This window comes from Corynebacterium sp. ACRQJ (genome assembly GCF_022346045.1).
Taxonomy (GTDB): Bacteria; Actinomycetota; Actinomycetes; order Mycobacteriales; family Mycobacteriaceae; genus Corynebacterium; species Corynebacterium evansiae.
The window spans coordinates 36,947-63,814 of record NZ_JAKRMT010000002.1; the positions used below are offsets into that span (position 1 = coordinate 36,947).

Sequence of the window (26,868 nt, forward strand, 5' to 3'; positions counted from 1 at the left end):
GTGAGACAAACTCAAGTCAGCTTGACTAGACGCGAAAAACGCGGATACTGGTTGGCAGAGACGGGCGAAGTTGAGTCCGCTCGACTAAGGCTCGATAGATTTTATTCGCCCCAGAAGCAATAGGAGGAACTGATATGGGACGCGCAGTAGGAATTGACTTGGGCACCACCAACTCTGTGGTGTCTGTACTGGAAGGCGGCGAGGCAAAGGTCATCGCCAACTCCGAGGGATCCCGTACCACCCCGTCCATCGTGGCTTTCGCCAAGAACGGCGAGGTGCTGGTTGGCCAGTCCGCCAAGAACCAGGCGGTAGCCAACGTGGATCGCACCATCCGCTCCGTCAAGCGCCACATGGGTACGGACTGGAAGGTCTCCATCGACGACAAGGAGTACACCGCTCCGGAGATCTCCGCCCGTACCCTGCAGAAGCTGAAGAGGGACGCGGAGAGCTACCTGGGTGAGGACGTAACCGACGCGGTTATCACCGTCCCCGCCTACTTCAACGACGCACAGCGCCAGGCAACCAAGGATGCTGGCCAGATCGCCGGCCTGAACGTCCTGCGCATCGTCAACGAGCCGACCGCAGCCGCCCTGGCCTACGGTCTGGAGAAGGGCGACAAGGAGCAGACCATCCTGGTATTCGACCTCGGTGGCGGTACCTTCGACGTCTCCCTGCTGGAGATCGGCGACGGTGTGGTTGAGGTTCGCGCAACCGCCGGCGACAACGAGCTGGGCGGCGACGACTGGGATCAGCGCATCGTCGACTGGCTGGCCGACAAGTTCAAGGCAAGCCACGGCGTGGACCTGACCAAGGACAAGATGGCCCTGCAGCGCCTGCGCGAGGCAGCGGAGAAGGCCAAGATCGAGCTGTCCAGCTCCCAGCAGGCCTCCATCAACCTGCCGTACATCACGGTGGACGAGGACAAGAACCCGCTGTTCCTGGACGAGACCCTGACCCGCACCGAGTTCCAGAAGATCACCCAGGATCTGCTGGACCGCACCAAGACCCCGTTCCAGGCAGTGCTGAAGGACGCGGAAATCAGCGTGGATGAGATCGACCACGTCGTGCTGGTCGGTGGCTCCACTCGCATGGTTGCCGTCTCCGAGCTGGTCACCGAGCTGACCAACGGCAAGGAGCCCAACAAGGGCGTAAACCCGGACGAGGTGGTGGCCGTGGGCGCTGCCCTGCAGGCCGGCGTGCTGCGCGGCGAGGTTAAGGACGTGCTGCTGCTGGACGTCACCCCGCTGTCCCTGGGTATCGAGACCAAGGGTGGCGTGATGACCAAGCTGATCGAGCGCAACACCACCATCCCGACCAAGCGTTCTGAGACCTTCACCACCGCTGAGGACAGCCAGCCCAGCGTGCAGATCCAGGTCTTCCAGGGCGAGCGCGAGATGGCTGCGCACAACAAGCTGCTCGGCTCCTTCGAGCTGGCGGGCATCGCTCCGGCACCGCGCGGCGTTCCGCAGATCGAGGTCACCTTCGATATTGACGCCAACGGCATCGTCTCCGTCTCCGCGAAGGACAAGGCCACCGGCAAGGAGAACACGATCAAGATCCAGGAAGGCTCCGGCCTGTCCCAGGAGGAGATCGACCGCATGGTCAAGGACGCCGAGACCCACGCGGAAGAGGACAAGAAGCGCCGCGAGGAGCAGGAAGTCCGCAACTCCGCAGAGTCCATGGCATACCAGACCCGCAAGTTCGTCGAGGACAACAAGGAGAAGGTCAACGAGGACACCCAGAACAAGGTCGAGGAAGCAGCCAAGGCTGTTGACGAGGCCCTGAAGGGTGATGACATCGAGGCCATCAAGGATGCAGTGGAGAAGCTGAACGCCGAGTCTCAGGAGATGGGCAAGGCCATCTACGAGGCGGAGGCAGCCGCCGGTGCTGAAGGCGCTGGTGCTGACGCTGCAGGCTCCGCCGCAAACGATGATCCGAACGTTGTGGACGCCGAGGTTGTCGACGAGGACACTTCCGCAGAGGATGATAAGAAGTAATGGCTGAAGATCTGAATCAGGACCCGGGCGCCCCGGAGAACACCGACCCGGAGGCAACCTCGGCCGAAAGCGCCGAAGCTGCCGCCGCGGAAGCCGCGGAGGCGCAGGGTGTCGACGAGGGTCTGGCTGATGGTGAGGCGGCTGTGGCTGATGCTGAGGGCGTCAATCCCGAAGACAGCAACAGCATCGAAGCCGAGCTGGCCGAACGCACCGAGGACCTGCAGCGCGTGACGGCGGAGTACACCAACTACCGCCGCCGCGTGGAGCGTGACCGCGCGAGCGTGATCACCGGCGCGAAGGCCGAGGTGGCTGCCGAGTTGTTGCCGATCCTGGACGACCTGGAGATGGCAGAGCAGCACGGCGACCTGACCGGGCCGCTGAAGTCCATGTCGGACAAGCTGCAGTCTGTGATGGCGTCCATGAAGGTGGAGAAGTTCGGCGAGGAAGGCGACGAGTTCGACCCGAATTGCCACGAGGCTGTGCAGGACACGAGCAGTGGCGACGACAAGGTGCTCGCCACCGTCCTCCGTCGCGGCTATCGCCTGGGCGACCGCGTGCTGCGCAACGCGATGGTCATCATCGGCGATCCGCAGTAGTTATTAGGGGTTAGCGCCAGGGGTGGCGTGAGATCCAGAGAGCTTCACGGCTTTTGCTGTGGGGCTCTCTTTTTTGTGTGGTGGGGTGTATTTGTGGGAGGTATCTGTGAAGGGGCAGGTAGGATCTAAGAACTAGAACAAGTGTTCGATTAAGTGAGTTTTTCTTGGAGGGTTGTCCGGGGCGTTTTCTATGCTGATCGCGTACGGAAAACCACGGGACACGAGCCACGGAATTCGAGCCACGGCACACGAGCCACGACACACTGGGGACTTCCATCATTGAAGGGGAATGATGTTTGACCAGCCCGCACCACCCGACAGGCCACCACAAGACCCACCGCATAACCAACCACAAGACCAACCACAGGGGCCGTTCTGGAAAGTTACCGACCCCACCGACCCGATGAGCGCAGCCATCTGCGACATCAACCGCAACCACGCGCGCCTCGCCTTGGCGTGCACGCCGCACGACGACGAATGCATCACCGACGTGACCACCCGCCTGGGCGCGCGCCTGGGTCTCCCGGAGTTCCGAGTGGTCCAGCTCGTCGACGTCGGAACCACCTTCCGCCGCTTCCCATCGCTGGTGGAGCTGGCGGAAACCGGGGCTTACTCTATCGAGCTGTGGCGGATCGTCGCTCATAGCCTTGTTGCTGTTAGTGACGCCCACATCTCCGCTGTAGAAGCCGATGTCTACACAGCACTTTCGCCCACTCGGCCTAACCAGGCGATGTTGGGGCAGAGTACGATCCGCCAACGCCTGAAGAAGATCGTCATGGATCACGAGCCTTTGGCCTGCCCGATCGATCCCGCCGAACTAACCTCGCCAGCGGGCGAAGGTGCGGAAGTCTCAGCCGGGGCAGACGGAGAAGGTGGCGCAGACGGCACGGGTTCTGACGTAGAGGGCGTCAGTACCGAAGACCTGGCCGTCCTCGGCGCCGCAACGCGGCTAGCTATCGACGACCGGTCGGCCGACTACACCGAGTTCTACCTGACCCTTCCGAAGCTGGAGGCGCTGGAGCTGATCCAGGCGCTCGACAGCGTGAGGAACAAGCAGAATTGTTCCAGGGTGCGGGCGCTTTTGAGTCTGGTGCGGGGGAGTGTGACTGCGGAGGTGAACCTCAACCTGTACCGCCAGGTGGATGCTCCGGAGGCGCAGATCTGGGCCGCCGGCAGCTGGCTCAACCCGCTGGCCACGAAGGAGTGGATGGAGCGGATAACCCACCTGCAGGCCCCGGGGAAGGCCGCTACCGCCGGCTATACCCCGACGCCCCTCATTCGCGCGAGCGTGGAGGGTCGGGACGGAACCTGCCGCTTCCCGGGCTGCGACACCCCAGCGCACAAATGCCAGCTAGACCACGTCAAACGCTTCGTGCATGGCGCCCCGAACGGCGGACCAACCGACACCTCAAACCTCCACTGCCTCTGCACCAAACACCACAACGCGAAAACGACGGGAGCCTGGGACGTGACAATCAACCCCGACGGGGAGGAAACCTGGACAAGCTTCGGAGACGGCCACACGGTGATCACCACGCCAAACGGCCCGCTGGGAAGAATCACCTTCCGGCACCGAGCAGTGAAGCGAGCGCGGAAGGTGGTGGAGCACAACCAGCGGAAGCAGAAGCGCAACCTGGAGGACGAGCCGCCGTTCTAGGAGCGCAACCGCCGTTCTAGCGCCGTCGCCCTAGCGCTTGCCCTGGTTGATCCTCTCCATGAGGTACGCCGGGGGCTGGATGTCGATCTCCGCCCTGCCGTCACCTTTCGCCTTGATGTCGGTGAACGTGGTGATCTCAGCCATGTGCGAAAACATCAGGCGTGGGCTCAGCGCGCCCGCCTGCCGCGAGAACTCCTGGGCGGTCACGGCCGCCATCATCTTGACGGAGCCCAGCATGTCGGTGCCTTCGCTCATCTCTCGAACCAGGGTGATGTGGCGATGCGGCGTGGAAAAAACAAGTCCTTCGCTGGGGTCGATCTGCGGCAGGTAGCGCTCGAGGATCTCGTTCATGAGCAGCGGCACCGACCCCGCGTAGTAAGAGCCGCTTTCGATCGCCCAGAAGCGCTCGTTGGGGCGGTCTTCGCTCGCTCGAACAGGCTGCACATCCAGGCCGGAATCGATCAGCTCCTGCCACAGGTTGCGGTAGCCAATCCGGAACAAGTCCTCAATCGGACCGCGATTGTTCAGCGAACCTGGGCTCAGCGCCAAAACGGAGTTTGGTGTATCTAGAACCAGGTTGATGCACAGGTCATCCGAATAGGGTCGAATTGGCGAATCCGGGTTGAACTCTAGCGCATCCGCCCGCGACTGCTCCGGCAGAAGATCGATCGCCATTAGGCGCGCCCGCAAACGGGAGTAGAACTCCGCATCCGGAAGTGAAAGCAAATCCCGCTCCGAGCTGGCAGCCGGCCCGAGCAGACTATTGACGAAATGCTCTACCAGCACAGGCATATCCCGACCGAAATCCTCGGCATTGGCGCACTGCTTAGTGATGTTCTCGAGCCCCAGTTGCGAACCCTCGCCGTAGTCCGGCGCGGGGAGCCGCCCGCCATAGGGGCCGGGCGTGGGGCCCGGGTAGCTCAGCGGCTTCTGAATGTGTTCGGGCTTGCTGTAGTACACGACCTCGGGCGTGGGGGTTGCGCCGTAGCCCAATTCGTTGAGCGCTTGCACGATCTGCCGAATCAGCGCCGTCGATTGGTGCAGATCCAGGCGGGGCAGCGGCACCGGAGGGTCCTGTGGGCCGGGCTCTGCAAGCGGCGCGCTGGGGCTTGCTGGCGAATTGGGCGCAGGTGCGGTGCCGTGTGGGGTGTCGTGCGATGCGTCATGCGAGCCGAAGAGTCGGCTAAACCAGTTGCGCTTCTTAGGTGCCATGACCCCCACCCTAGCTAGTTTCGGGCTGGCAAGTCTCCAGCAATGCACGCTGCAAGGCCCGAAGTGATGTGGGGAGGGAATAAATACGTGGGGGCGTCGTTAAAGAAGATTAGATAACGAAAGTTCAGCGCGGTAGACTCAAGGTTGAGTATTGATACCCCGCGTGAACAGCGCAGTAACTAAGCGCAGTAAACACAGCGCAATAAGGAAGGAGCGACACATGGCGCACAGTGAATGGGCCGAGAAGGATTATTACAAAGACCTCGGCGTGTCCTCCACCGCATCGGCAGAGGAGATCAAGAAAGCTTATCGCAAGATCGCCCGCGAGAATCACCCGGACGCGAACCCGGGAGACACAGCGGCGGAGGAGCGGTTCAAGAAGGCTTCCGAAGCGTACAGCGTGGTGGGGGACAAGGAAAAGCGCGCGGAGTACGACGAGCTGAAGCAGATGCTCGCTAGCGGAGCCTACTCGAGCTTTGGCGGTGCAGGCGGTACTGGCGGCTTTAATGTCTCTGATCTTTTTGGAAATGACGCCACCAGTGGCGGATTCGGTGATGTCTTCGGCGGACTCTTCGGCGACGATCCGACCGCTGGCGCCTCCCGCAGCCGCTTCGGTGGCCGGGGTGGTCGGGCTAGACGCCGCACCCAGCGCAGCCGCGGGGCGGACGTGGAGACGGAGCTGACCCTGGAATTCCGCGAGGCCACCAAGGGCGTGACCGTGCCGATCCGCCTGACCAAGCCCGAGCCGTGCGAGAGCTGCCACGGCTCCGGTGCTAAGGCGGGTACTTCGCCACAGAACTGCGGCACCTGTAGCGGCAGTGGCATGGTCAGCGAGAACAGGGGAACCTTCGGGTTCTCCCGCCCGTGCGCGGACTGCTCCGGCACTGGCTCGGTGATTAAGGACAAGTGCCCGGATTGCTCCGGCACGGGGCGGACTACCCAGTCCCGCACGATCACCGTGCGCGTGCCTGCAGGCGTGGTCGACGGGCAGAAGGTGCGCCTGGCCGGGCAGGGCTCGGCGGGGCAGCGCGGCAAACCGGCTGGCGACCTGTTCGTGACGGTGCACGTGAAGCCCGACAAGGTGTTCAGCCGCGACGGCGACGACCTGAAGTTGACCGTGCCGGTGAGCTACCCCGAGCTGGTGCTCGGCGGTGCGGTGACGGTGCCGACCCTGGCCTCCAAGGTGCGGGTGCGCATCCCCGCCGGTACGCAAGACGGCACCACGCTGCGCGTGCGCGGCCACGGTGTGAACAAGCGCAACGGCGCTAGCGGCGACCTGCTGGTGACCGTGAAGGTGGCCGTGCCGAAGAACCTGGACGAGGGTGCGATGAGCGCGCTGCGCAAGTACTCGGAAGAGGAAAAGCGCTCCGGATTCGACCCCCGCGAAGGATGGGAGGGTAACTGATGAGTAACGGCAAGAACGGCGGCGATCGCGAGGTTTTCGTGATTTCCGTCGCCGCGCGGATCACCGGAATGCACGCCCAGACGCTGCGCACTTACGACCGGATGGGTTTGGTGACGCCCCAACGCACCAGCGGCGGCGGCCGTCGCTACTCGCGCGAGGACATTGAGCAGCTGCAGGAGATCCAGCGTCTCTCCCACGAGGAGGGCGTGAACCTGGCAGGCATCAAGACGATCATCGCCCAACAGAACCGGCTGGACGAGCTGGAAGAAGAAAACGCGGCACTGCGCCGCCGCCTGGCGGAGATGCAGGCCCGCGTGGAGCGGGGCGAGGGCGCAGGCGCGGGCGGGCGCTCGCGCGGCGAGATTGTGCACGTCCCGCGTTCTACCTCTGTGGTCCTGTGGGACCGGCAGAAGCGGCGGTAACTAGAGGCTGATCTGGCCGGTGGCGATCAGGTACAAAGCGCCGAGGGCGGAGGCCACGACGAGGGCGCTGATGACCCACTCGAAGGCGTTGAATACGCGCCCGCCGGCCTTGATGCGGGTGGCGACGTAGACCACCAGGCCGGGCACGATCAGTAGCGTGCCGAGCAGGACGAACTGCAGCTCGGCGGCGTACAACAGCCAGAGGGAGTAGCCGAAAGCCACGGCACTGATGAGCAGGTGCCCGCGGTTGGTCTTCTTGCTGACCTCCGGGCCGGAGATGTCGAACTTCGAGCCCGCGTCCGGGTGCTTGAATCCATGGCCACGGGTGGCCAGGAACAGCAGGTACAGGCTGGAGAATACGTAAGGCACCAGGTACAGGGATGTAGCCAGCTGCACCATCGTGGTGTAGGTGGATTCGTTCAGGTAGAAGACGATGATGAACGCCTGGATAACCACGGCGGACAGGAACTGCGAGACGTACGGGGCGCCCATGTCATTGGTGCGTCCCACGGCCTTCGGCAGCAGCCCGTCCTGGGCCATTAGGGTGATCGGCTCGGCGCACAGCATCTGCCAGGAGACGTAGGCGCCCAGCACAGAGATGCACAGGCCGACGGAGATCAGGCCAGCACCCCACGGGCCGACGACGTGTTCCAGGACGGTGCCCATGGAGTTATCGCCCATCGCGGCGAGCTCCTCGCGGGAGACCACGCCGAAGGACAGGAAGCTCACGGCGGTGAGCAGGAAGAACACGGAGACGAACCCCAGGAAGGTGGCCAGGGAGACGTCCTTGCGGTGGCGTGCGCGCTTCGAGTAGGTGGAGGCGCCCTCCACGCCGATGAAGGCCCACACGGTGAACAGCATCATGCCCTTGACTTGGTCGCCGAGGGAAAGCGCCTGGTCCTGGTTCTCGCCGAAGGTGGCGGCGCGGCCCCAGAAGTCGGAGGTAAAGACGTCCGTGTTGAAGCCGACGAAGGCCACCAGCACCAGGAACGCCAGGATCGGCAGGATCTTCGCCACTGTGGTGATGACGTTCATGATCGCCGCTTGGCGCACGCCGCGGGAAAGAACCAGGAAGATTCCCCAGGTAAGCGCCGATACACAGACCGACTGCACAAGCGGATGATCGCCGCCGAAAATGGGGAAGAAGAAGCCCAGCGAGCCGAAGAAGAGCGTCGCGTAGCCCACCTGGGCGATGATGGTGCCCAGCCAGTAGCCCCACGCGGAGGCGAAGCCCACGAAGTCGCCCAGGCCGGCGCGCACGTAGGAGTACACGCCGGAATCTAGGTGCGGCTTGCGTAGCGCCAGGGCCTGGAAGACGTAGGCGATGCACAGCATGCCCACGCCGGTGATGCCCCAGCCGATCAGTGCAGCACCCGGCGAGGCGACAGACGCGATGTTCTGCGGCAGCGCGAAGATGCCGGCGCCGACGGTGGAGCCGATGATCAGGCTGACGAGCGTGCCCATGCGGACGGTGCGTGGGTCGTCCTTGACCAGCACTTCAGCAGTGGAGGCCTGCGGGTGATAAACCTCGGCAGCCCCCTGAGTAGATGGGGTATCCCCATTATTAGAGATATTCACGGTTAGTACCGTACAACGTGCCCGTTGGTTAGGCCAACCTGTTGTGGTTTTGTGGTGCTAGCTCTCGCTAGTTGTGCTCGGCAGTGCTCGGCTCCCAACCCAGTGCAGGCGCGACGTGCGTGGCGAAGTTCTTCAGCAGGCGAACATTGGCCTCTACGCCCAGCTGATTCGGGATAGTGAGCATCAGCGTGTCGGCCTCGGCCACTGCGGCGTCATTAAGAAGATCCTCGACGAGCTTGTCGGGTTCACCAATATAGGTTCGGCCGAAGGTGGAGCGGTAGCCGTCGATCACGCCGAAGTGGTCGCGGCTCATGCCGTGGGTGCCGACGATCGCCCGGTCCTCGGCGCTGGTGATGGGGAAGATGCTGCGGGAGACGGAGGTGCGCGGGGTCCAGCCGTGCCCGCTGCTGGCGAAGGACTCCTTGAAGACTTGGAGCTGCTGTGCCTGCAGGTCGCCGAAGCTGTCGCCGTTGCTCTCGGTGAGGAGGGTGGAGCTCATGAGGTTAACGCCCACCTGCCCCGCCCACTTGGCCGTTTCGCGCGTGCCCGCGCCCCACCAGACGCGGCGGTCCAGGTTGGGGGAGTGCGGGAGTACGGGGATGGAGGCGCCGGGCTGGTACATGTGAGGGTATTGCTTCTCTGCCGAGGGGGCAGTAGCCATGCCTACCCCGCGGATGGCGGCTAGGTAGCGCAGGAAGTGCTCGCGGGCGATGTCGGCGCCCCGGGGGTCGGTGGAGCCGGTGTGGCCGAAGGCCTCCCAGCCGCGTTCGACGGCCTCGGGGGCTCCGCGGGAAACGCCGAGGGCGATGCGGCCGTCGGCGATGAGGTCCAGCGCAGCGGACTCTTCGGCGAGGTGAAGAGGGTTTTCGTAGCGCATGTCGATCACGCCGGTGCCGACTTCGATGTTCTTGGTGCGGGCGGCGATCGCGGCCAGCAGGGGCATGGGGGCAGCCTGCTGGGGTGCGAAGTGGTGGACGCGGAAGTAGGCGCCGTTCACGCCCAGGCGGTCGGCTTCTACTGCGAGCTCGATCGACTGGTGCAGCATGTCGCGCGCACTGAGCATGTGCGGATGCGTGGGCTGGGGGTTGAGGGAATAGTGGCCGAAGCTGAGGAATCCGAAGGCTTTCATGGTTTTAGCGTACGTGAAGATAGTTGATGTATCAACTAGCTGGGTGAGGGCTGGGCTGGCGGGGCTGGGCTGGCGGGGCGGAAAGTAAAGCCGGTATAACAATGATTGTTCTGACGCGATTAAGAGGGGTGCCTGGTTTGTCGGCTGCAGTAATAAGGAGCAAAGAAGATCCGGAGCGTTATCGGCCGGACCCGTCGGTGAAAGTAGCGCTGACGACCCCGCGGATCTTGGTCCGGGAGATGCTCGCTGGGCTGGTGGTGGGGCTGGCGCTGATCCCGGAGGCGATCTCTTTTGCCGTTATCGCGGGCGTGGATCCGAAGGTAGGGCTTTTCTCGGCTTTCATCATGGCGGTAACAATTGCCTTTGTCGGCGGTCGCCCGGCGATGATCTCCGCAGCGACGGGTGCAGTGGCGCTGGTGGTCGCACCGATTGCCCGGAACTACGGCATGGACTACCTGATCGCCACCGTGTTGTTGGCGGGCGTGTTCCAGATCGTGCTGGCGGTTCTGGGGGTGGCGAAGCTGATGCGTTTCATCCCGCGGAGCGTGATGGTCGGGTTCGTAAACTCCCTGGCCATCCTTATCTTTTCGGCGCAGATCCCGGAGCTCATTGATGTTCCTTGGCTGGTCTACCCACTGGTGGCACTGGGGATCTTGCTGCTGGTGTTCTTCCCGAAGTTAACTACGGCCATTCCGGCGCCGCTGGTTTCCATCGTGGTCGTCACGGTGCTGGTGGTGGTCTGTTCCATTTCCGTGCCGACGGTGGGCGACAAGGGTGAGCTGCCACGCAACCTGCCGGAGCTGTTCATCCCCCAGGTGCCGTGGACGTTGGAGACGCTGCAGATCATCGCGCCCGTAGCTTTCGCGATGGCGCTGGTGGGGCTGATGGAGTCCCTGATGACGGCGAAGCTGGTGGACGAGATCACCGATACCCACTCCAACAAGACCCGCGAGAGTTTCGGCCAGGGTATTGCAAACATTGCTTCCGGCCTGTTCGGTGGAATGGGCGGTTGCGCGATGATCGGCCAGACAATGATCAACGTGAAGGCGTCGGGCGCGAGGACTCGCATTTCTACCTTCATGGCGGGCGTTTTCTTACTCTTCCTGCTGCTGGTGCTGGGGGACATCGTGGCGATCATTCCGATGGCGGCGCTGGTTGCGGTGATGGTGATGGTTTCTGTGGGCACTTTCGACTGGCACTCGATTAAGCCGTCGACGTTGAAGCGGATGCCGAAGAGCGAGACCTTCGTGATGGTGCTCATCGTTGTGGTGGTTGTGGCCACCCATAACCTGGCGATCGGCGTGGTGGTAGGCGTGATGATGGCCAGTGTGATGTTCGTGCGCCGTGTGGCCCACCTGATTGATGTGCGTCGCGAGGTTGATGACGCCGCAGCTTTGGTTCGCTACACGGTCGAGGGGCAGTTGCTGTTTGCATCTAGCAACGACCTCACCACGCAGTTTGAGTACGCGCAGGACCCAGATCGGGTTGTTATTGATTTCTCGAAGTCCAACATTTGGGACGCTTCTTCGGTGGCTGCGCTGGACACCATTGAGAACAAGTACCGGCAGCGTGGGAAGACGGTGGAGTTTGTGGGGATGAACGAGTTCTCCTCGGCCTTCCATACGCGCCTGACGGGCGAGCTGGGCGGCGAAGGCTAGTGGCAGGGCAGGTAGGCGGGGCAGTGCTGAAGTTTGATGCGCTGAAGTTTGATGCACTGAAGTCTGAGGTCTTCCCCGGAAACGAGCTGTTGGCACTGGCCACGGAGCGGGGATTGGTGGCCATAGAGTTTGCACACTTGCGGCAGGGGCGAGAATTGCCACCTGCCGAGGGTGCGGCCGCCCAGCACCTGGAGGAGACTGCGAGGCAACTGGGGGAGTACCTCGCGGGGGAGCGCCGGGAGTTCACCGTGCCCGTGGACTTCAGTGGAGTGACCACTCCCTTCCGGCGCCGGGCAACGCAGGCTCTGGCGCAGATTCCGTACGGGGAGACCATTACATACGCCCAGCTGGCTGCGCTGGCGGGCAATCCGCGTGCCGTGCGCGCCGCTGCCTCGGCGTGCGCGCGCAATCCGCTGCCGATCCTGTACCCCTGCCACCGGGTGATCCGCAGCGACGGGAGCCTCGGGGAGTACCGGGGTGGCGTGGAGACCAAGCGAGCGCTGCTGGAGTTGGAGTGCGCGCTCTAATTTTGCACATTCACTTCCGGGGACCACATGTAGGAACTGTGGGCGTCGGTCTCCCCGCGGCTCATGAGGTAGAGGTCCAGGATTCGGCCCCAGCCGTAGCTGCTCCAGCTGTTGGAGTTAGGGGCAAAGTCTGGCGACTCCGGATCCTTGCCGTGCACCCCAAAGCCCGGGGTGGTGGCCAGTCGGATCATGTCGCCGGGCACGTGCTCGTTGATGACTTCGCCGTGGCTACTGCGCCCATCCGGCGACCCATCCGGCGGTGCAATTAGCTTCAGATCCTCGGCGTGTTGTGCGTGTACGCCGGGGCTGCCCCAGAAACGCACCTCGTCGGCGGTGAGCCCCTCGCTGCCTTTCGCCGCGGCCTCCCCGACCACGACCGAACCGTAGCTATAACCCACCACCTGCAGCTTTGCGTCAGGGTTTCGCTCACGCAGCTGGCGCTGGTGCTCCCGCAGCGCAGTGGCGCCCTCCTTCGCCGGTGCTCGGGAGATCGCGCCGGGCAGATCCCCCGGAGCCGAGTAGCCATGCCACGCTACCACCGCCACGTTCCTGCCGTGCGCCGCGGCATCTGCAGCCGTCGCCCGCGCCCACGCCTCGGTGCGTGTCAGCGCGTCCGCATTGCTTGACCCCACGCCGCTGACCAGCGTAATCACTTCGTCGGCGCCCTCGACATCACCGACGGTCACCACCGGCCCGTGCGGCGTATCCACCCTCTGCACCGGAGGCAGGTTCTGGGGACCCTTTATTGATGACGCCCCCTCGACCTCACCGACCCCAACATCACTTCGGGGTGGCGCGACCGTGCCACTGATCGCGGAGATTGCGGTGCCGGAAACCCGATCCAGCACACTCGCCAGCTGGAGAGCCCCGCGCAGAATATTGGTCAGCACCAGCGCCAGGTTCTGCGCGGCCTCACCGATGCCGGGGATGAAGGCCAGGTGGCGGGCGGAGACCTCTCCGTCTTGGTGTACCGACATCAAAGCCCCGCGGGCCAACCCCACTGTCGTGCGCACCACCGACCGGGTGGGGCCCAGCACGTCGGCGTGGGTGCCCGCCAGCTGGCCGATGGTGCTGCTGCTGAAACCGGCGGTATCCAGCTGGTTCGCGGCAGAATCGGTGGCGTGACCGGCGGCGTCCGCGGCCTGGCCGGACCAATCCGCACCCCACTTGGCCTGCTCCCGGGCGTTCGCAGCGTGGCGGGATGTCTTGTCGCCATTGCGAGTGAAGAGGTCGGCGGCGGAGCGCAGGGCCTCTACGTTTGCGGCCTTGAGGGCGTCTACGGTGACTGTCATCGGCCGGCCCCCGCGAAGGCATCGGAGCCGTCGGTGTCGGCGGTGGTTACGTTGTTGGCATACGCGCCGATGGTGCGGCCCATGTTCGACAGCTGGCGGCCGAACCCCGTGAAGGCCGCGTGGAGCCTGTCGGCGGCCGTATCGACGGCCCGCGTGGTGGCGCCGCCCGGAATGTCCGGTGCGGATGCGTTGGCCACCGAATAGCCAGCTGAGGCGCACTGCACTCCGTCCTCGTTAATCACCTCGCAGCGCCCGTGGACTGCTGTTGTATCCAGCGCCATTGTGTCCAGATAGTCCAAAAATCCCATCGTCGAATAGTTCACGTGCTTACCCCCCTGGAGATCGCGACCTGCTTTCTGGGAGTGAGTGTAGGGAGGCTAGGGGCGTCAAAAAAAGAAAAAGTTTTCGGGGCTGTGGATAACTCAGCTTTATCCACAGGGCGGCCATCGCGGCGCTGCCAAAAGGGGGCGCGATGTCGGCAATGTCGCTAGGGTGGACTGTATGCGTATCGCTGTCATCCAGATGAAGGCCGAACCGGACGTGGAAGCCAACCTGGCTCGCATCCTGAAGTACATCGCGTCCGGCGCGGCAAACGGTGCCGACCTGGTCGTTTTCCCCGAGGCGGCCATGTTCCCCTTCGATAGCGGGCGGCTGGATACCGTCGCCCAACCGCTGGATGGGCCGTTTGCCCAGGCGATTATCGACACGGCCAAGAAGCACGGAACTACCGCAGTCGTCGGCATGTTCACCCCGGCCGACACGGTCTACCGCACCCCGAGTGGGCAGCTGGTAGAGGAACAACCCAGCGACTCCCCGGAGGCCAACCAGTTCCGTCGCGTGAACAACACCCTGCTGGTCGCGGGGCCGGATTACGTGACGCACTACGACAAGATTCATACCTACGATGCCTTCGGCTACCGCGAGTCCGATACCGTCAAGCCGGGTAAGCGCCGGGTAGTCATCGACGTCGGTGGCGTGGGCGTGGGCCTGGCGACCTGCTACGACATCCGCTTCCCCGGCCACTTCGTGGCGATGGCAGCCGCGGGCGCGAAGGTGATGGTTGTACCTTCCAGCTGGGCCGATGGCCCGGGCAAGCTGGAGCAGTGGCGCGAACTCACCGCGGCCCGCGCGCTGGATTCCGCCAGCTACCTGATCGCTGCGGGCATGGCACGCCCGGGCTCTCCGGAGCGCTACGGCACTGCGGATGGCCCCACCGGCATCGGCCACTCCGTGGCGATCGGCCCGAACGGCGCCCGGCTGGCGGAGACCGGCTACGCCGCCCAGGTGCTGACCATCGACATCGATCCGAACTACGTGGACAAGGTTCGCAAGAACCTGCCCGTACTGGAAGGCCACCACACCGACCGTGAGCTCGGCGTGGGGGTCGATCTGGTCGGTGACGTGGAGGAAGCTCAGCAGCTGAAGTAGCTGAATTAGTTAGGCACGTCGAAACGCAGCTGCTCGCGGTTCGCACCAGCGCGGAGGAAAGCCTCCACGGTGTGGCGCTTCATCTCCGGGCCACCCGTGATCAGCACCTCGGCATCGCGCCACGAACCGCGCTCGGCGGCCACATCCCCCACCAGGCCGCGGGCGGTGTAGGCCTCGAAGTCCTCTGGGGCGGGCGCATCTTCCTGCACCACCAGGTACAAATCCAGCCAATCGAAGGCATCCTCGAAGCCCACCAGGCCCTTCCACTCGTAGAGCTCGTCCGGGTTCTGCGCACCGAAGAACAGCTGCACCATCGGCGGGCGCTCCTCCGACTGGATCAGGTCCAGAAGGATCGCCCGCACCGGCGCCAGACCCGTGGACCCGGCCACCATCACCACCGGCTTCTCGCCGGAAATCTGCAGGTCGCCATATGGATTGGCCACCACCCACTGCTCGCCGGGCTGGGAGCCCTCCACGATCGCGCGGGAAAACGGCCCGACGGCGCGGACGTGGAACTCCACCAGACCGTCCTCGTTGAAAGGAATCGCCGGGGAAAGCGCCCGCCACAGCTGCGGAGTGTGCGGGGTGCGGACCTCCACATGCTGGCCGGACCAATACGGCAATGGCGGATCCATCTGCGCGCGGATCACCGCGATGGCGTCACAAGGATGAAGCACCTCGAGCACCTGCGCGGCCGAGGTCGCAGGCACGTCGGCCTCCTCGTCCTCGAGCGCACCGTAGGCAAGCAGGCTACATCCGAGGTTGATTGTGTCGCTGAGCTTTTTTGTGACGCCAATATGCTCCCCAACAGCCTCCACCAACGCGGACTCTAGCGCCTCATAGTGCTTGGAACCCACCCCGAACTTGCGGAAATCCCTGCCGGTAGCGACCAGGAACTCGGCCTGGTCAGAGGCGAACTCGCCGCCGTGGGTGATGCCTCGCAGGACGAAGCGGATGGTGCGGTCCAGATAGGCCTCGTCCAGCTCCATCGTCTGGGAGAAATCCGGGGTGGGGTTGGTGTACTCGGCGCCCGCGACGTGCGGAAAGTGCACGGGCATGGGCTTGAGATCCATCGCGTGCAACTTCGCGCGAGTGAGCTGGACCAGGTCGTGGCGGTGTTCTTCGACGAGTGCGAGCAGCTCTGCGAAGGTGTAGTCGTCGGACGAAGAGTGGCGTGCCACGGACTCGAAGTCTCCTTGTTCTACAGGGGCGGGCTGAGGCAACCGGGTGAGGGGCCGATTGGTTGCTCCTCATTGTCGCACCCGAACCTGTGAATTGGAACTCCCCTATTGGAAAGCAGGATTGCCGAGCTGTTGCGGGGCAGTGTGGTACTCGATTGGGGTATCGGAGAAGTTGATCGGGTTGCGGACGCTGCGCATGCCCTCGACCTCGACGATCGGATCCAGGCCTAAGGATTCTGCGAACTCGAAGGCCTGCTTGATGTTGTTCACCGGGCCGGCGGGAACCCCGGCAGCGCGTAGCTTCTGGAACCACTCCTGGGCACTGGCCTTAGACAACGCACCTTCGATGATCTCCGCCAACTCGGCACGGTGAGCGACACGGTCGCTGTTGGTGGCGAACCGGGCGTCATCAATAAACTCCTCGAGCCCCAGCACCCGACAGGTCCGGTGGTACAGCGAGTCGTTGCCCGCGGCGATGGCGAGGTCGCCCTCCTGGGTCTTAAAGACCTGGTAGGGGGCGATGGAAGGGTGAGTGTTGCCCATCGCCTTGCCGATGACGCCTGCACCGACGAACGCGCTGGCCTGGTTGGCCAGGGAGGACAGCAGGGTGTGCAGTAGATTGATCTCGATGTGCTGGCCCTTGCCGGAGGAGGTACGGGAATGCAGGGCGGCGAGGATGCCCATGCCCATGTGCAGGCCGGTAAGGACATCCACCAGGGCTACGCCAACCTTGACGGGGTGCCCCTCCTCGCCGTTGATGGACATGAGGCCGCCGACGGCCTGCACCATCAGGTCGTAGCCGCCGATGTCCGCGCCCTTGCCGGAACCGAAGCCGGAGAGGGAGGCGTAGATCAGGCCCTCGTTGTGCTGGCGGAGTGTCTCGTAGTCCAGCCCCATGCGCTCCATCGTGCCGGGGCGGAAGTTCTCTACCAGGATGTCGGCTTCCGCGGCGATGCGGCGGGCCTGCTCGCGGCCCTCGTCGGTGGAGAGGTCGATCTCCACCGACTTCTTGTTGCGGTTTACGCCGGCGAAGTAGGTGGACATGCCCTGCGCGTTGACGGGCGGCGCCCACGAGCGGGTGTCGTCGCCGACGCCCGGGCGTTCGATCTTGATGACCTGCGCGCCCATGTCCGCCAGCATCATGGTCGCGTAGGGGCCGGCGAGGACGCGGGAGAAATCAGCCACGACGATGCCTTCGAGGGGACCCATAGGTTCCTTTCTGGTTGGGAGTGGGAAAGTTTGGCTTAGCGGAATGCGCCCTTGCCGGTGAGGGCCTGGCCGATGATCAGCTGGTGCATCTCGGCGGTGCCCTCGTAGGTCAGCACCGACTCCAGGTTGTTGGCGTGGCGCAGCGGCGAGTACTCCAGGGTGATGCCAGAGGCACCCAGCAGCGTGCGGCACTCGCGGGCGATCTCCAGAGCCACACGGGTGGAGTTCAGCTTGCCGACGGAAACCTGGTGCGGGGCGAGCTCGCCCTTGTCCTTCAGGCGGCCGAGCTGCAGGGCCAGCAGGACGGACTTGTTGAGCTCGACGGACATGTTGGCCAGCTTCGCCTGGGTGAGCTGGTAGCTGGACAGGGACTTGCCGAACACCTCGCGGGTCTCGGTGTACTCGATGGCGGTTTCCAGGCTGTCGCGGGCAGCGCCCAGGGCGCCCCAGATGATGCCGTAGCGGGCTTCGTTCAGGCAGGTCAGCGGGCCGCGGAGGGTGTCGATCTTCGGCAAGCGCTGGGAATCCGGCACGCGGCAGTTATCCAGCACGATCTCGCCGGTGATGGAGGCGCGCAGCGAGAGCTTCTTGTGGATCTCCGGGGCGGTGAAGCCCTCCATGCCCTTTTCCAGGATGAAGCCGGCGAAGCCATCCTCGGTGCGGGCCCAGACGACGGCCACGTCGGCGACAGGGGAGTTGGTGATCCACATCTTGGTGCCGTTGAGGACCCACTCGTCGCCGTCGCGGGTTGCGCGCGTCTTCATGGACGCCGGGTCGGAACCGGCATCGGGCTCCGTTAGGCCGAAGCAGCCCAGGTACTCGCCGGCGGCCATCTTCGGCAGGTACTTTTCCTTCTGCTCCTCGGAGCCCCAGTGGTGAATGGCGAACATGGCCAGGGAGCCCTGGACGGAGACGAAGGAGCGCAGGCCGGAATCCACGGCCTCGATCTCCATGCAGGCCAGGCCGTAGGCGACGGCGGAGGCTCCGGGGCACTCGTAGCCTTCCAGGTGCATACCCAGTGCGCCGAGCTGTCCGAACTGCGGGCCGAGCTCCTTGGCGGGCAGGGTGCCGTTGTCGAACCACTCCTGAACGTTGGGCTTGAGGGATTTGTTGGCGAAGTCCGCCATGGCTTCTTGCAGCATGCGCTCTTCGTCGGAGAGCAGGCTGTTGAAGGAGGTGAGGTCGAGCGGGGAGGTAGTCATGCCAGTCTGTTCCTTACGTATATAGGTATCGGGATACTGATTTGCGTAGTATTGAGTGTAGGGGAAGTTGTTTCGTTCCGAAAGGCTTTTGCGAAAATTCTTTCATGCCCCGCATGGGAAGGCGCGCGCGTTAGGGGTTGCGTATGTCGTGGGGCTGACTAGAATCAGAGCCATCAGCCTTAGCCGTTGACCCTCCATTGATCAGGAGAGCGCCGATGACTAAGGCTTTCATGCTCCTGGGGGATTAGTGAAGGGGAGGAATTGTCAAGAAGCGCAAAGTTGCCCTCCGACGAGGTGAAGAATTAGAGACGCAAAACGGCTACATGTTGAAGTCCGCGCCTTTGAAGAAGTTATGCCGTGGCACGATCAGCGTCGATGATCTACGGCTTGAGGATTTCTATCTGGATATCACCCAAAAAGGCGTGGATATGAGGATCGGTCTCGATATAGCCACCATGGCAGAACGGGGCATTGTCACACAGATAATAATGATTTCAGGGGACAGTGATTTTGTGCCTGCGGCGAAGCACGCCCGTCGTGCTGGCATTGATTTTATTATCGATCCACTATGGGCACGTATTTCGGATAGCTTAAATGAGCATGTTGACGGAGTCCGAGAATGTGTAAGACGTCCACCTTTAAATGAAGAGGATCCACTACACACCGAGTGTCGTGAGAAGCGGCAACCACAGGATTCCGAAGACTTGGAATTGTGACGTTTAGCTGTGAAACTGTGGTTCTCAGCTATCGATCTGAGCAGTCCTGCCGCCCCAAGCCGAAAGGAACCCCCAATGTCCGACGCGCCCCACTCAGAGTCCGCGCCGCGGTTCCCCTTTCCCGTCGACCAGCAGCCCGGTAGATCCCACCACCGCACCGTCGACCGGATCGCGGACATCCTGGAGTTCGTGGCCCGCAACCCGCAGCCGCGCGGACTCACGGACATTTCCAAGGCCATTGGCGCCCCGGTAAGTTCCACCCAATCCCTGGTGAATGGTCTGGTCGCGGCCGGATACCTGGAGGAACGGGATAAAGCCTTCCGCCTGGGGCTGGCTCCGTACCTGCTGAGCACCCTCGCCGGTAGCCGCCCCGTGGATCAGGTCACCCACGAGATGCTGGAAGACGTGGTGGAAGAGACAGGCTATATCGCCGTGTTGGCGTCATTGGTGGGCGACAATGTCTACTACCTCGACTACGCGCTATCGGACCCCGAGTTCGAATACCTGGCGCAAAACCGTCTACAGCGGCCGCCGCTCGAGACATCGGCGGGGTGGGCGATCCTCTCCGGGCTGGGGCACGAGCAAGTGTGGGGGATTCTGGCTGCGTCCGAGAGCTCGCAGGAGACCATCAATAAGTTCCAGCGCTGGTACCCAGATATGCGCGCGAACGGCGAATGCGTGGCCCCCGGCGTGGCTTTGAACGGTGCGGATGGTGTGGCCGTGCGCGTCGAGAGCCAGGGAGTGGCGGTGGCCTCGGTGTCCGTCATTGCCTCGACCGAGCAGATCGCGCGCGACGCGGATCGGATTATTGAGGTTTTAAGACGCCACAGCGCCCGCTGGAACCGTTAGCAGCTCAAGCTGAGTTCGTCGTTGAAGAAGTGGCGGTGATTCGCCAGTCCTCTCCCTGGGGGAGGGCGTGCAAGATGGTTTCAAAGGCGCTGGAGATTAGTGCGGGGCGAAAGCTTTCCGCATAGTACGCCTCCTTGGAAACCTCTTTTCCACCGGAGAATGCGGTGATCTTCCCTCGTTGCTTCATGTGATGACGAGAGATGGTCTGTTCGAGCGATTTGACGGAGCTGGCCCAAGGTTCGTCCTGTTCATATGCGTTGACGCTTCGCTCGCAAGCGGAGGAAGTCTCGATGCTGGGAATTGGGGGCACGCCGAAGTCGGAAGTTGCGCTCATGCTGATGGAGTGGAGGGCTGAAAGTGCGGAAACCGGCAGTGCGGAGTCCCAAACAGCAAATAATGGGCGAAGAGGGAAGCGATCCTCTTTCGATCGCACGGTTAAGTGTGCGCGAATAGTCTGCAGATCTTCAATAGTGTCGTGGGTAGCATCATTAATTTCCCAAAGGCTAAGAGGGATTACCTTTCCGTCGGAATCGCCGGTGTAGGAAAAACCCAGGGATAATTCGGCCCAGCGAAACCGGTCGAAAAAGAGGTCGGGATCCACATTCTCTTCGGTGAATGTGGATGCTTGCAGGATAATGTAGCGATCTTTGTGCATGGACTAAACGCTAATGGATGCTCTGCAGCTTAAACAGGTTTTGAGCACTATGCGTTCTCTAGTGTTTTAGAAAGGAACCCCATACCCGATGGGCACGGGCCAGCTTAAGCGGCTAACTCCGGCATCCACAGCACCAGCTGGGGGCACAGTAGGAAGGCCAGGGCGATGACCAGCATGATCACGACATAGGGGAATGCTCCCTTGAACACAATCATCGGGTTGATGCGCACGGCCTTGGAGACCACGAACACGTTCAGGCCCATGGGCGGGGTGACCATTCCGGTCTCAGCCAGCAGCACGATGAAGATGCCAAACCAGACGGGATCGTAACCCAGGGCTTCGACGATGGGCAGGGTCACCGGCACGGTCAGGGCGATGATGGCGATCTGGTCCATGAAGAACCCCAGGATCAGGTACACCGCGCCGATCAGAGCCATGATTACCAGCGGGTGCAGGGAGGACTCGCCGATGGCGCTGACCAGCTTCGGGGTGACGCGCGTTTCGGTGAGGAAGTGGCCCAGCACGTGCGCGGACATGATGATGGCGAAGATCATGCCGGTGGTCTTCACCGTCCCCAGCACAGTTTCGCCGAACTTCTTGGTATCCCAGCGGCCCTTCGCGATCACCAGGATCAGCGCGGCCAGCACGCCCAGGGCGGCGGCCTCTGTGGGCGTGGCGATGCCGGTGAAGATGGACCCGACTACCGCCAGGAAGATCAGCAGCAGTGGGGAAGCCTTCAGCAGCTGCAGCCCCTTCTCTGAGAGGGGAACCGGCTCGCCCTGCGGGGCGCGGGAGCGGTCCTTCAGGAAGCCGATGTACATCACCAGCACCAAGCCCAGCGCCACTACCACGCCTGGAAAGAAACCAGCGATTAGAACGTCGCCCACGGGAGCCTCCGCGGTGATCGCGTAGAAGACCAGGATGATCGACGGCGGGATCATTGCCGCCAGCGTGCCGACCACTGCAACCAGGCCGGTGGCGGTGCCTTTGTGGTAGCCCTCCTCGATCATGCGGGTGGAGGACGTCTGCGCCAACGTGGCCGCGGCGGCGGTGGACGAACCCGAGACGGCTGCGAACGCGGTGCCCGCGCCGACGGAGGCGATGGCAGTGCCTCCGGGGATGCGGCCGACGAGCGCCTTGGCGGCGTCAAAAACAGAATCCAAAAGACCCGACATCAGCATCAGCTGCGCCATCAGGATGAACAGCGGCACGGCGGACAAAGAGTTCGAGCGCACGGCGGCGAACGGCGAGGTCTCCATGGTGGCGATGGCCAGCTCGACTCCGCCGAGGGCGATCAGGCCGACTGTGGCCGTGCCGAAGATGGCGAAGCTGACGGGGACGCGCAGGATAATCAGCGCGACCAGCAGCACAACGATAGTAAGCGCAAGCATGGTTTAAACCTCTTCCTCGCCGGGGTCGTAGTCGGTGTAGGGGTGATCCCACGGGGTGATCACTTCGCGCACAAAGTCCAGCGCGGCGACGAAGGCGCACAGGGCGGCGGCGATCGGCACGATCACGCGGTAGGTCCAGTCGGGAGTGGCCAGGTCAGCCATGCCGGGCAGGGTGGCGTGGCCCAGGGAAAACGCCATGTAGGTCTCGTTCCACCCGCCGATGAAGACGAAGATCATGGAGATGACAACGGCCAGGTGGATCAGCAGCAGGATGGTCTTCTGCACTTTGGGTGCGAACTTGCTGAACAGCGACTCCACTGCGATGTGCGTGCCCGTGCGGTACGTGGTGACCAGCCCGAAGAACGCGGTCATCGGAAGTAGGTAGCGCTCGGTGACGGAGATGTTCCAACCCAGGGGAGTGCCGAAGAACTCGCGCGCTACGATCTCCGCCAACGTGACCAGCGCCAGCCCGAGGATGGCTGCGCCCGCGATCCAGGCGCACACTGCGGAGACCGCGTTTTGGACCTTGTCGAAGCCCGGGTGGTCCTCGGTGCGATAGCCGTATGTGCTGCGTTCGGCGGTGCCGTGGTGGCCGACGCGAATGAAGTTGCTGCTGGTCATGATTGCTCCTTCTTTGCTTCCGCTCGGGCCTTCGGGTCGGTGACGCCCGCACCCGCGCGATCCGCATGGCGCTTCAGCGCGTCCTCGAAGTCGTCCACGACCTGCTGGGCGGGGTGCCCCTTGGATTCAGCAACTTCGATCCACTTGTCCAGGACGGGCTGGGAGATGTTCTCCCACTCCTTGGCCGTTTCGCCGTCGGTGACGTCGTAGAAGCGCACGCCGGCATCCTTCATCTTCTGCACTGAGTCTTCGCGCGCTGCGTTGAGTTCCTCGCAGACGGACTGCTGCGACTTGTCCGCCGCGTCGGTCAGCGCCTTCTTCTGCTGGTCGTTCAGCCGGTTCCAGGTATCCAGGTTGATGCCGTAGAAGAAGGTGAAGTTGCCCTGCTGGGCGCCGTAGGTGCTGGCGTGGACCACGTCCTCCAGCCCGTAGGGGGTGATGGAGATCGGGCTGGCGAGCGTGCCTTCGACGGTGCCGCGGGCCATCGCCTCGTACATGTCGCCGATAGGCATGCTCACGCCTGCGGCGCCGATCTCGTCGATCACGCGGTCAAGGGCGCCGCCGGTGGAGCGGAGCACTGCGCCCTGGAAGTTGTTCGGGTGCGACGGGTCTTGGCCGGCCGTCATGGCCTCGTAGCCGGGGATGGAACCGGTCCAGAGCGGCATGAACTTCATGGGCTTGAGCTCTTCTTCATAGAGGACGCCCCCTGGTTTCACCAGGTCGCGAAGTGCGTAGGCGGTCACGCATGCATCGGAGCTGAACCCCGGAAGGTCGCCCACGCTGCTGAGCGGGAAGCTGGAGCTGACGTAGGAGGGGGAGATGACCGCCATGTCGACCACGCCGCTGCGTACGACGGAGGGGATGTCGGCCTGCTTGCCCATCTGCCCGGAGGCGTAATACTCGACGTCCACGGAAGAGTCTTTTTCCAGCTGGTCGAGGAAGGGTTGAGTGCCACCTGTGCCGACGGGGTGGGTGAGCGAATAGCTATCCGCCATCTTTAGCTCCGCAGTGCTGCCGGGGGCGTAAGGTTCAGCGGAGGAGCTGGAGCAGGCGGTGAGCGCGCCGGGCAGGGCGGCCGTCATGGCAACTGTCGCGATGGCGGAGGCGATCCGGCGGGTGCGGCGGTTTTTGTGGAGTCGGAGCATGGTCCCTATCACCTTCTCGTTACGGATGCGTTTTACGGATATAGGTAATCTGTTCCCGATTTGGATAAGTTTCATCTAACCTTTAAAGCATTCAAAAGGCGATAGTTTTCGTCGAGAAAAGTAGATCGGGGGTGAACTTGTGGGGTAAATCACACTCATATACGTAAATTGAGCGGAATAGACTCAAGGTTGTGGTGGTTGAGTCAGGTGTACTCAAGTAAAGTCGGGAGCGTGCAACCGCGACCGGCATGAAGCCGTAGGAGGTAGATGTAGAAATGACGAGCTTCAACCCCACCACAATGACCCAGTCTGCAATGCAGGCTGCACTCCAGGATGCCTCCGCCAAGGGCAACCCGGACATTCGACCGGCGCACCTGCTCGTTGCGCTGCTGGAGCAGGAAGATTCCATCGCCCTGCCCGTGCTGCAGGCCGCAGGCGTGGAGCCGCAGACAATCGCGGCAAAGGCTAAGAACCTGGTCGCCGGATACCCGCAGGCCACCGGTAGCGAAATGGCAAACCCGCAGTTCAACCGCGACGCGCTGAACGCGCTGACCGCCGCCCAGGAGCTGGCGGAGCAGCTGGGCGATACTTATGTTTCCACCGAGGTCCTGTTGGCCGGTATTGCCAAGGGCAACTCCGACGCAGCCAAGGTGATGCACGAGGCAGGCGCCACCTTCGAAGCCATCCGCGGTGCCTTTGAATCCGTTCGCGGCAACCGGAAGGTCACCACCGAGGAGCCGGAAGGGCAGTTCCAGGCACTGGAGAAGTACTCCACCGACCTGACTGCACGCGCCCGCGAAGGCAAGATCGACCCCGTGATCGGACGTGACCAGGAGATCCGGCGAGTCGTCCAGGTGCTCTCCCGTCGCACGAAGAACAACCCTGTGCTCATTGGCGAGCCTGGCGTCGGTAAAACCGCAATCGTCGAAGGCCTGGCCCGCCGCATTGTCGCTGGCGATGTGCCCGAGTCCCTGCGCGGCAAGAAGCTAATCAGCCTGGATCTGGGCTCCATGGTCGCCGGCGCTAAATACCGCGGCGAGTTCGAGGAACGACTGAAGGCTGTGCTGGACGAGATTAAGGAGGCCGAGGGCGAGGTCATCACCTTCATCGACGAGCTGCACACCATCGTCGGTGCCGGTGCGGGCGGCGATTCCGCTATGGACGCCGGCAACATGATCAAGCCGCTGCTGGCCCGTGGTGAGCTGCGGCTGGTTGGCGCAACCACCCTGGACGAGTACCGCAAGTACATTGAAAAGGATGCTGCACTGGAGCGCCGCTTCCAGCAGGTATACGTCGGTGAGCCATCGGCGGAGGACACTATCGGTATTCTCCGTGGCCTGAAGGAGCGCTACGAGGTGCACCACGGTGTGCGTATCCAGGACTCCGCGCTGGTGGCGGCTGCGACCCTGTCGGACCGCTACATCACCAGCCGCTTCCTGCCGGATAAGGCCATCGACCTGGTGGACGAGGCTGCGTCCCGTCTGCGTATGGAGATCGATTCGCGCCCCGAGGAGATCGACAACGTGGAGCGTGTTGTCCGCCGCCTCGAGATTGAGGAGATGGCGCTGGAGAAGGAGACCGACGCTGCCTCGAAGGACCGTCTCGAGCGCCTGCGTAGCGAGCTGGCTGACGAGAAGGAAAAACTGGCTGGCCTGACCGCCCGCTGGGAGAACGAGAAGGGCAGTATCGACAGCCTGCGCGAGCTGAAGGAAGAGCTGGATAACCTGCGCCGCGAATCTGAGATCGCCGAGCGCGAGGGTAACTTCGCCAAGGTTGCCGAGCTGCGCTACGGCCACATCCCGGACGTGGAGAAGAAGCTGGCCGAGGCCGAGGAGACCGTGGCCGAGCAGCAGGAAGGCATGATGCTGACCGAGGAGGTCACGCCGGATACTATCGCCGACGTGGTTTCCGCCTGGACCGGCGTGCCCGCGGGCAAGATGCTGCAGGGCGAGACCGAGAAGCTGCTGAACATGGAGCTCGTGCTGGGCGGCCGCGTGGTTGGCCAGAACAGTGCGGTCGATGCCGTGTCCGATGCGGTGCGCCGTGCGCGTGCCGGCGTGGCGGACCCGAACCGCCCGACTGGTTCCTTCCTGTTCCTAGGCCCGACGGGCGTGGGTAAGACGGAGCTGGCGAAGGCTCTGGCCGACTTCCTATTCGACGACGAGACCGCCATGGTGCGCATCGACATGTCGGAGTATGGCGAGAAGCACTCCGTCGCCCGCCTGGTCGGTGCCCCTCCGGGATACGTCGGCTACGACGCTGGTGGCCAGCTGACCGAAGCCGTGCGGCGCCGCCCCTACACGGTGGTGCTGTTTGACGAGGTGGAAAAGGCTCACCCGGACGTGTTCGACGTGCTGCTGCAGGTGTTGGACGAAGGTCGCCTGACCGATGGCCAGGGCCGGACCGTGGACTTCCGCAACACGATCCTGATCCTGACCTCTAACCTCGGCGCCGGCGGCACGGACGATGAGGTCATGGAGGCCGTGAAGCGCGCCTTCAAGCCGGAGTTCATTAACCGACTCGACGACGTGCTGATCTTCGACCCGCTGTCTGCTGAGCAGCTGAAGTCCATCGTGTCTATCCAGGTGGGCGATCTGGCAGAGCGTCTTGCGGCCCGTCGTTTGGTCCTGGATGTTACTGATGACGCCCAGTCGTGGCTGGCCGAGCACGGCTACGATCCTGCCTACGGCGCCCGGCCGCTACGCCGCCTGATCCAGAAGGCGATCGGCGACCAGCTGGCCAAGAAGCTGCTGGCCGGCGAGGTGCGCGATGGCGACACGGTGCGCGTGGACATTGACCGCAGTGGCGATGCCGGTGCTGGCGCTGACAGTGCTGGCGTGGCTGATGCTCCGGGGCTGGTCATTACGTCGCTCGGCGTCGTTGAAGACGAGGGTTAATGCCTGTGCGGGCTGGCTAGTCTGTAACCCCTAACCTGCGCAAACGCCCCACCTGTTCCGGGTGGGGCGTTTCTTCACGTTTGCGCTTCATGTGCGCCGCA

The 26,868-nt window shown here is 63.3% G+C and carries 23 protein-coding genes; 11 read left to right on the forward strand and 12 right to left on the reverse strand.

Annotated elements, in window-relative coordinates; all coding sequences use genetic code 11:
• Positions 1 to 134 precede the first annotated feature (134 nt).
• From dnaK to MHX52_RS01605, 3 genes are all read left to right on the forward strand, one after another.
• Positions 135 to 1,997 (forward strand): molecular chaperone DnaK, encoded by a 1,863-nt coding sequence (dnaK, locus tag MHX52_RS01595; RefSeq protein ID WP_049050180.1) that lies wholly within the window; start codon positions 135 to 137, stop codon positions 1,995 to 1,997.
• Entirely contained in the window at positions 1,997 to 2,593 is a 597-nt protein-coding gene (gene grpE / locus MHX52_RS01600; RefSeq protein ID WP_239316239.1) for a nucleotide exchange factor GrpE, read from the forward strand. Before dnaK ends, grpE begins: the two co-directional genes overlap by 1 nt.
• Before the next feature lie 403 nt (positions 2,594 to 2,996).
• Complete coding sequence (locus tag MHX52_RS01605; RefSeq protein ID WP_239316241.1) at positions 2,997 to 4,250, forward strand: HNH endonuclease signature motif containing protein; 1,254 nt, start codon at positions 2,997 to 2,999, stop codon at positions 4,248 to 4,250.
• A 30-nt stretch (positions 4,251 to 4,280) separates the two neighbouring features.
• Here MHX52_RS01605 and MHX52_RS01610 read toward each other — a convergent pair whose 3' ends face one another.
• Complete coding sequence (locus MHX52_RS01610; RefSeq protein WP_239316242.1) at positions 4,281 to 5,462, reverse strand: hypothetical protein; 1,182 nt, start codon at positions 5,460 to 5,462, stop codon at positions 4,281 to 4,283.
• A gap of 220 nt (positions 5,463 to 5,682) precedes the next feature.
• Here MHX52_RS01610 and dnaJ point away from each other — a divergent pair, with 220 nt between their 5' ends.
• Positions 5,683 to 6,867 carry a molecular chaperone DnaJ gene (gene dnaJ, locus MHX52_RS01615; RefSeq protein ID WP_239316244.1) on the forward strand — a complete coding sequence of 395 codons (1,185 nt, stop codon included), beginning with the start codon at positions 5,683 to 5,685 and terminating at the stop codon, positions 6,865 to 6,867.
• On the forward strand, positions 6,867 to 7,289 hold the full coding sequence (locus MHX52_RS01620) for a heat shock protein transcriptional repressor HspR (RefSeq protein WP_239316246.1): 423 nt from the start codon (positions 6,867 to 6,869) through the stop codon (positions 7,287 to 7,289). The genes dnaJ and MHX52_RS01620 overlap by 1 nt, the downstream gene beginning before the upstream one ends.
• On the opposite strand, the gene MHX52_RS01625 is transcribed toward MHX52_RS01620, so the two are convergent.
• Positions 7,290 to 8,786 carry an amino acid permease gene (locus MHX52_RS01625; protein ID WP_370642203.1) on the reverse strand — a complete coding sequence of 499 codons (1,497 nt, stop codon included), beginning with the start codon at positions 8,784 to 8,786 and terminating at the stop codon, positions 7,290 to 7,292.
• A gap of 148 nt (positions 8,787 to 8,934) precedes the next feature.
• Positions 8,935 to 9,996 (reverse strand): LLM class flavin-dependent oxidoreductase, encoded by a 1,062-nt coding sequence (locus MHX52_RS01630; protein ID WP_239316248.1) that lies wholly within the window; start codon positions 9,994 to 9,996, stop codon positions 8,935 to 8,937.
• Between the two features lie 239 nt (positions 9,997 to 10,235).
• Here MHX52_RS01630 and MHX52_RS01635 point away from each other — a divergent pair, with 239 nt between their 5' ends.
• Positions 10,236 to 11,654 (forward strand): SulP family inorganic anion transporter, encoded by a 1,419-nt coding sequence (locus MHX52_RS01635; protein ID WP_370642204.1) that lies wholly within the window; start codon positions 10,236 to 10,238, stop codon positions 11,652 to 11,654.
• The gene (locus MHX52_RS01640; protein ID WP_239316252.1) at positions 11,654 to 12,181 is read left to right on the forward strand and encodes a methylated-DNA--[protein]-cysteine S-methyltransferase; all 528 of its coding nucleotides are present in this window, start codon (positions 11,654 to 11,656) and stop codon (positions 12,179 to 12,181) included. Before MHX52_RS01635 ends, MHX52_RS01640 begins: the two co-directional genes overlap by 1 nt.
• Here the strand turns inward: MHX52_RS01640 and MHX52_RS01645 are convergent.
• Together MHX52_RS01645 and MHX52_RS01650 are read right to left on the reverse strand one after the other, a co-directional pair.
• On the reverse strand, positions 12,178 to 13,473 hold the full coding sequence (locus tag MHX52_RS01645; RefSeq protein WP_239316254.1) for an alpha/beta hydrolase: 1,296 nt from the start codon (positions 13,471 to 13,473) through the stop codon (positions 12,178 to 12,180). The two genes, MHX52_RS01640 and MHX52_RS01645, sit on opposite strands and share 4 nt — an antisense overlap.
• Complete coding sequence (locus MHX52_RS01650) at positions 13,470 to 13,796, reverse strand: hypothetical protein (protein ID WP_239316256.1); 327 nt, start codon at positions 13,794 to 13,796, stop codon at positions 13,470 to 13,472. The genes MHX52_RS01645 and MHX52_RS01650 overlap by 4 nt, the downstream gene beginning before the upstream one ends.
• Before the next feature lie 178 nt (positions 13,797 to 13,974).
• Here MHX52_RS01650 and MHX52_RS01655 point away from each other — a divergent pair, with 178 nt between their 5' ends.
• Complete coding sequence (locus tag MHX52_RS01655; RefSeq protein ID WP_035004896.1) at positions 13,975 to 14,901, forward strand: carbon-nitrogen hydrolase family protein; 927 nt, start codon at positions 13,975 to 13,977, stop codon at positions 14,899 to 14,901.
• A 5-nt stretch (positions 14,902 to 14,906) separates the two neighbouring features.
• Here MHX52_RS01655 and MHX52_RS01660 read toward each other — a convergent pair whose 3' ends face one another.
• The 3 genes from MHX52_RS01660 to MHX52_RS01670 all read right to left on the reverse strand — a co-directional run bounded on the left by MHX52_RS01660 (position 14,907) and on the right by MHX52_RS01670 (position 18,493).
• Positions 14,907 to 16,082: an FAD-binding oxidoreductase gene (locus tag MHX52_RS01660; RefSeq protein ID WP_239316258.1), complete on the reverse strand. Its 1,176-nt coding sequence runs from the start codon at positions 16,080 to 16,082 to the stop codon at positions 14,907 to 14,909.
• 105 nt (positions 16,083 to 16,187) lie between these two features.
• Positions 16,188 to 17,291: a CaiB/BaiF CoA-transferase family protein gene (locus MHX52_RS01665; RefSeq protein WP_239316260.1), complete on the reverse strand. Its 1,104-nt coding sequence runs from the start codon at positions 17,289 to 17,291 to the stop codon at positions 16,188 to 16,190.
• 35 nt (positions 17,292 to 17,326) lie between these two features.
• A complete protein-coding gene (locus tag MHX52_RS01670) occupies positions 17,327 to 18,493 on the reverse strand; it encodes an acyl-CoA dehydrogenase family protein (RefSeq protein WP_239316262.1) in 1,167 nt (388 codons plus the stop codon).
• A 323-nt stretch (positions 18,494 to 18,816) separates the two neighbouring features.
• Here MHX52_RS01670 and MHX52_RS01675 point away from each other — a divergent pair, with 323 nt between their 5' ends.
• Together MHX52_RS01675 and MHX52_RS01680 are read left to right on the forward strand one after the other, a co-directional pair.
• Positions 18,817 to 19,209: an NYN domain-containing protein gene (locus MHX52_RS01675; RefSeq protein WP_080719515.1), complete on the forward strand. Its 393-nt coding sequence runs from the start codon at positions 18,817 to 18,819 to the stop codon at positions 19,207 to 19,209.
• 75 nt (positions 19,210 to 19,284) lie between these two features.
• Positions 19,285 to 20,058 carry an IclR family transcriptional regulator gene (locus MHX52_RS01680; RefSeq protein ID WP_239316264.1) on the forward strand — a complete coding sequence of 258 codons (774 nt, stop codon included), beginning with the start codon at positions 19,285 to 19,287 and terminating at the stop codon, positions 20,056 to 20,058.
• 4 nt (positions 20,059 to 20,062) lie between these two features.
• Here the strand turns inward: MHX52_RS01680 and MHX52_RS01685 are convergent, their stop codons facing one another.
• From MHX52_RS01685 to dctP, 4 genes are all read right to left on the reverse strand, one after another.
• Positions 20,063 to 20,713 (reverse strand): hypothetical protein, encoded by a 651-nt coding sequence (locus MHX52_RS01685; RefSeq protein ID WP_239316266.1) that lies wholly within the window; start codon positions 20,711 to 20,713, stop codon positions 20,063 to 20,065.
• A 104-nt stretch (positions 20,714 to 20,817) separates the two neighbouring features.
• Positions 20,818 to 22,104 carry a TRAP transporter large permease gene (locus tag MHX52_RS01690; RefSeq protein WP_239316268.1) on the reverse strand — a complete coding sequence of 429 codons (1,287 nt, stop codon included), beginning with the start codon at positions 22,102 to 22,104 and terminating at the stop codon, positions 20,818 to 20,820.
• A gap of 3 nt (positions 22,105 to 22,107) precedes the next feature.
• Complete coding sequence (locus MHX52_RS01695) at positions 22,108 to 22,725, reverse strand: TRAP transporter small permease (RefSeq protein ID WP_239316269.1); 618 nt, start codon at positions 22,723 to 22,725, stop codon at positions 22,108 to 22,110.
• Positions 22,722 to 23,870, reverse strand: a complete 1,149-nt coding sequence (gene dctP / locus MHX52_RS01700; protein WP_239316270.1) for a TRAP transporter substrate-binding protein DctP — start codon at positions 23,868 to 23,870, stop codon at positions 22,722 to 22,724. The genes MHX52_RS01695 and dctP overlap by 4 nt, the downstream gene beginning before the upstream one ends.
• Before the next feature lie 275 nt (positions 23,871 to 24,145).
• Between dctP and clpB the strand changes: the two genes are divergently transcribed.
• The gene (gene clpB, locus MHX52_RS01705; protein WP_239316271.1) at positions 24,146 to 26,767 is read left to right on the forward strand and encodes an ATP-dependent chaperone ClpB; all 2,622 of its coding nucleotides are present in this window, start codon (positions 24,146 to 24,148) and stop codon (positions 26,765 to 26,767) included.
• The last annotated feature ends 101 nt before the right edge of the window (positions 26,768 to 26,868 follow it).

Coding starts and splice junctions, on each gene's coding strand:
- MHX52_RS01680 (WP_239316264.1), top strand. CDS start 19,285: ATGTCCGACGCGCCCCACTCAGAGTCCGCGCCGCGGTTCCCCTTTCCC.
- MHX52_RS01635 (WP_370642204.1), top strand. CDS start 10,236: ATGCTCGCTGGGCTGGTGGTGGGGCTGGCGCTGATCCCGGAGGCGATC.
- MHX52_RS01675 (WP_080719515.1), top strand. CDS start 18,817: ATGTTGAAGTCCGCGCCTTTGAAGAAGTTATGCCGTGGCACGATCAGC.
- dnaJ (WP_239316244.1), top strand. CDS start 5,683: ATGGCGCACAGTGAATGGGCCGAGAAGGATTATTACAAAGACCTCGGC.
- MHX52_RS01665 (WP_239316260.1), bottom strand. CDS start 17,291: ATGGGTCCCCTCGAAGGCATCGTCGTGGCTGATTTCTCCCGCGTCCTC.
- grpE (WP_239316239.1), top strand. CDS start 1,997: ATGGCTGAAGATCTGAATCAGGACCCGGGCGCCCCGGAGAACACCGAC.
- MHX52_RS01620 (WP_239316246.1), top strand. CDS start 6,867: ATGAGTAACGGCAAGAACGGCGGCGATCGCGAGGTTTTCGTGATTTCC.
- MHX52_RS01655 (WP_035004896.1), top strand. CDS start 13,975: ATGCGTATCGCTGTCATCCAGATGAAGGCCGAACCGGACGTGGAAGCC.
- MHX52_RS01605 (WP_239316241.1), top strand. CDS start 2,997: ATGAGCGCAGCCATCTGCGACATCAACCGCAACCACGCGCGCCTCGCC.
- MHX52_RS01610 (WP_239316242.1), bottom strand. CDS start 5,462: ATGGCACCTAAGAAGCGCAACTGGTTTAGCCGACTCTTCGGCTCGCAT.
- MHX52_RS01645 (WP_239316254.1), bottom strand. CDS start 13,473: ATGACAGTCACCGTAGACGCCCTCAAGGCCGCAAACGTAGAGGCCCTG.
- clpB (WP_239316271.1), top strand. CDS start 24,146: ATGACGAGCTTCAACCCCACCACAATGACCCAGTCTGCAATGCAGGCT.
- dctP (WP_239316270.1), bottom strand. CDS start 23,870: ATGCTCCGACTCCACAAAAACCGCCGCACCCGCCGGATCGCCTCCGCC.
- MHX52_RS01670 (WP_239316262.1), bottom strand. CDS start 18,493: ATGACTACCTCCCCGCTCGACCTCACCTCCTTCAACAGCCTGCTCTCC.
- MHX52_RS01695 (WP_239316269.1), bottom strand. CDS start 22,725: ATGACCAGCAGCAACTTCATTCGCGTCGGCCACCACGGCACCGCCGAA.
- MHX52_RS01690 (WP_239316268.1), bottom strand. CDS start 22,104: ATGCTTGCGCTTACTATCGTTGTGCTGCTGGTCGCGCTGATTATCCTG.
- MHX52_RS01630 (WP_239316248.1), bottom strand. CDS start 9,996: ATGAAAGCCTTCGGATTCCTCAGCTTCGGCCACTATTCCCTCAACCCC.
- MHX52_RS01685 (WP_239316266.1), bottom strand. CDS start 20,713: ATGCACAAAGATCGCTACATTATCCTGCAAGCATCCACATTCACCGAA.
- dnaK (WP_049050180.1), top strand. CDS start 135: ATGGGACGCGCAGTAGGAATTGACTTGGGCACCACCAACTCTGTGGTG.